This is a genomic window from Mesorhizobium sp. M1A.F.Ca.IN.020.04.1.1 (assembly GCF_003997315.1).
Classification (GTDB): Bacteria; Pseudomonadota; Alphaproteobacteria; order Rhizobiales; family Rhizobiaceae; genus Mesorhizobium.
Genome location: NZ_RZSN01000304.1, coordinates 1 through 3,730 on the forward strand (window position 1 = coordinate 1; position 3,730 = coordinate 3,730).

Here is a 3,730-nt window from a genome sequence, read left to right on the forward strand (position 1 = left end):
GCAGGCCCAGCTCGCCGCGGTTGGGGCGCTTCGGCGGCCATACCCTGAGGCCGAAATAGCTAGCGGCCGAGCGGTCGATCCCGCCGCTGAACTGCACCAGCAGCGCCTGGCGCGTTCTCCTGGCGATGCGGCCCAGACTGTTGATGTCCATTGGGGGTTTGGCGGAGGGCCGCATAGCGACGATGATCACCTCCCATGCATCATCGGTCAGCAGAACCGGATGCGAAAAAACACCAACTCTTGCTCCACGTTCGGCGAGCATACGTTCGAGGAATGGTGCGCAGGGCGTGTCGCAGACGACGGCGAATCTCGAGGCACGCTGATCGACACCGGCATCCTCGAGCAAGACCCGGCATAACCGCGCGAATTCCGGCATCAGGTCTATGGCCGGGTGACCGAGATTTGGAGCAGCAACCTTGATGCCGACCTCGTCGCAGGCATCGAAGTCCAACACGCCTGGCCGAAGCTCCCAAGGCTCCGCCATGAGCGCAACGACCGCGTGAGAGGGCAAGAGCTCGATGAGCGATCTCGAAATCGGTCCGACCTGGGGACAATTGGTGATGAGGTCGACCTCCTGCCATTTGCGGCTTTCGATGCGGTTCGTCACTTCCACGCGTTCGGCGACCTTGGCGTACTCGGCAAATGCCAACGTCGCGTCCGCGGCCGCCGCCAGGCTCGGATGTCTGGAGGATACGCGGGTGAGTGTAACGACACGGTCGGCATTGGCGAGCGCCGCGGCTGTCGCAGTCACCGCCTGATAGCCCGTCGCCGCGCCAGCCACGACAGTGAGGCCGGAGAGATCAAGATCGAGCAAAGCTATCTGCTTGCGGACGACGGCAAGTGCTTCCGCATGGTCGACCTCCAGAAACTGACGAGCGCCCGGCCTTGCGGGGAAGTCACCGGACGAAGGCTTCGGAATGGGCGTCACGTTGCGTGCTCCACTGACAGGCTGGCAGGCATTACTTTCGACGCGGAAGATCTGTCTCGTCGAATCTCGTCGCATGCGCGCGCATGCTTTTCAGGCATTGCCAGACGGCTGCCGGCTCGCCCATCCGGCACCAGTGGCTCCAGACATTCTCTCGGCATCCTTGCCATCAGAGCTAGGGCCTGAATTCAGTCGGCGGTCTGGATCGCCCCTAGCCGGACCAGTTGATTTCGTCGATCACGAATACAGTCGAAGGTGCCCACACTGCTACTGCAGAAAATGGGTGCCAGTGTTACGCCGTTTGATCAGAAGGCTTATCGACACCGCGCAGGCAATACGCGTTCAGGCTAAGAGGCTAACCGGCGCCAGATAGGGCGCTACCTCCTTTGCGGTTCTTGCCGGGAATGATCCGCCGCGTGAAGTTGAGCGCTAAAATCAGCCGTTTTCCTTGGCGAAGCTCATGACAATCAGCGCATTCGACACGAACCCCCGCAGACCCGGAATAGGCGTCGGCCAAAACCATCGTCCGCTTGGGGGGCGGCGCAAGAGGATCATGGACGTCACCATCGCATCGATCGCGCTTGTGCTGGCCGCTCCGATCATGCTTGTGGTTGCCCTCTTGATATTGGCGACCGACGGCGGACCGGCGATATTCTCTCACACTCGGGTCGGCTTCAACGGCAGGCGTTTCGCCTGCTACAAATTCAGGACCATGGTTGCCAACTCCCAGCAGGTTCTGGCCGACTATCTTGCGAGCAATCCCGAAGCCGCCAAGGAGTGGGAGCAGAATTTGAAATTCAAGAACGATCCGCGCGTCACCTTCCTGGGGCACATTCTCAGAAAGTCGAGCCTTGATGAGTTGCCTCAGCTCATCAACGTGCTGCGCGGCGACATGAGTTGCGTCGGTCCTCGGCCGGTCGTCCCCGACGAACTGCAACGTTACGGCGCCTGCGCGATCGATTATCTTCGAACCCGGCCCGGGCTGACCGGCGCGTGGCAAGTGACGGGCAGAGACGCAATAGACTATCCGAGCCGTGTCTCCCTCGACAGCCGCTACGTGCGAAACTGGTCCATATGGGCCGACGTCGTCATTCTCGTTCGGACGGTCTTCGCCGTGATGAGATTCGATCATGCGTCCTGACTGGCGAGGAAGGCAGCGAGCATTGGCGGCATCGCCGCTTTAAAAAAATTCCGGCGCCGGCGACGAAATGGCAGCCGCAATCCGTCAATGCTCATCGGTCACGGCGCGACGCCACACGATGCCGAAGAAGACGCCGAGCAGGTAGGCGCCCTGCAGCGTGACAACGAAAAGCAGGATCGAAAGCAGACGGTCCCAGGCAAACAGGCTGCCGATGCCGCCTGCAATGGCGCTGAACACCACAATCACCGCGGTCATGACGATGAGCGCCGGCGCGCGAACACGAAATCCGAGCAAAATGCCGATCACGCCGACAGCGACAAGACCCCAAACCACGGCGATCTCCTACGGTGTGAAAGACTCGGTGTGCCGCGCCCAAGTCTCCCACATATGCAAATCCGCACCAACACCGAATCCCCGCCGCGGCTGGACCGGATCTCGACCAGGCAGACTGGAATCGCAGCACCACCAGCCCTTGCACAAAAGGCGTAGGACACCTTGTCCCAATGACGCGTTTTCGCTCATTTCCTTGTCATCCCGCTGCGCCTACGCTGCTTATGAAATAGGTACGCGGAGTATTCACCCGCGATGCGGCAGCGCGCCTTGAATCACCGTCCTGGAGTGAACGTTGTGTCTCTATTTCTTGGCGTTCCCGTTCAGGACACAGGGGCACCGGACGCAGCCTGGCGAGGCAAGAGCGCGTCGGCCCGCGGTTGTTGCATAGCATTTTCAGCGTGACGTCCATCGATGCTGCAGGCTTCCATCCTTTTGCTGATCGTGTCGATATGGTTCCCTGGCGCCACGCGGATTGCCGGAACCGATGGCTCGATTTCCTTTTTGCTCGCTTTGTTCTGCGGCCTGGTAAGCCTCGTTCCCTACGCCGAAGCGACAAAACGTCTGCATCGCACCGACACGGCCTTGGCGGCTGCCGTGCTGACAACATCTGCCCTCATCATGGTTCTATCGCTGCTGTCGGCGCTACACGCGGACAATCCGGTCAGGACCATGCGCGCTGTCTTCGCCCAGGTGTTTGGTTTCGCCACTATCCCGACCATTGCATTGATCGCCGCGAGGCCTAGGAGTTTTGAGGCAATCGACAGGATTGGGATGACCATGGCCATCATGGTTGCTGTTACATCCTGCCTTGTCGTTATTGGCCTCGGCGATGCTCGATTCGCCGATCGGGCGGAGGGCTATTTCAAGCATGCAAACCAACTCGGAATTGCCTTGTCGGCCGGTCTGCCGCTTGTCGCCGCGAAGCTGGTCGCTTCTCGAAGGCACCGAATCCTCCTTTCGGTTTGCCTCCTCGCGGGGTTGCTGGGTTTGGTCAAATCGGGATCCAAGACGAATTTCGTTCTTGGGGTCGTCGGTCTCGGCACGTTCTACGGGCTATACTGCATCTATCTGGTGATAAGGAAGCAGCGTCCGGTAACAGTGATCGCGGCGACCGTTACGGCTCCGATATTGTTCCAGGCTAGCTTCATGATGTTGCAGTTCCTGAACCCACGGGCCTACAGGCTGCTGTCGCTTCAGCTCTCCGGCGGGGAGGCACATTCGATCGTTTCGCGGCAACGACTGTGGTCGATATCAATCGATCTGGGCCTGTCGACCAATGTGTGAAGAACGGCGCTGATTAGATACCCCACCACCAGCAGAACCATGATCAC

The 3,730-nt window shown here is 60.0% G+C and carries 4 protein-coding genes; 2 read left to right on the top strand and 2 right to left on the bottom strand.

All coding sequences use genetic code 11. The features are described 5' to 3' along the window. Positions 1 to 928: hypothetical protein (locus EOA49_RS30920; protein WP_127243562.1), on the bottom strand; the 928-nt coding region annotated here is incomplete at its 3' end. A 550-nt stretch (positions 929 to 1,478) separates the two neighbouring features. Between EOA49_RS30920 and EOA49_RS30925 the strand changes: the two genes are divergently transcribed. Beyond that, complete coding sequence (locus tag EOA49_RS30925; RefSeq protein WP_208720894.1) at positions 1,479 to 2,066, top strand: sugar transferase; 588 nt, start codon at positions 1,479 to 1,481, stop codon at positions 2,064 to 2,066. An 84-nt stretch (positions 2,067 to 2,150) separates the two neighbouring features. Here the strand turns inward: EOA49_RS30925 and EOA49_RS30930 are convergent, their stop codons facing one another. Next, complete coding sequence (locus EOA49_RS30930; protein ID WP_127240818.1) at positions 2,151 to 2,399, bottom strand: hypothetical protein; 249 nt, start codon at positions 2,397 to 2,399, stop codon at positions 2,151 to 2,153. A gap of 411 nt (positions 2,400 to 2,810) precedes the next feature. Between EOA49_RS30930 and EOA49_RS30935 the strand changes: the two genes are divergently transcribed. Continuing rightward, positions 2,811 to 3,683 (top strand): hypothetical protein, encoded by an 873-nt coding sequence (locus EOA49_RS30935; RefSeq protein ID WP_127243563.1) that lies wholly within the window; start codon positions 2,811 to 2,813, stop codon positions 3,681 to 3,683. Positions 3,684 to 3,730: the final 47 nt, after the last annotated feature.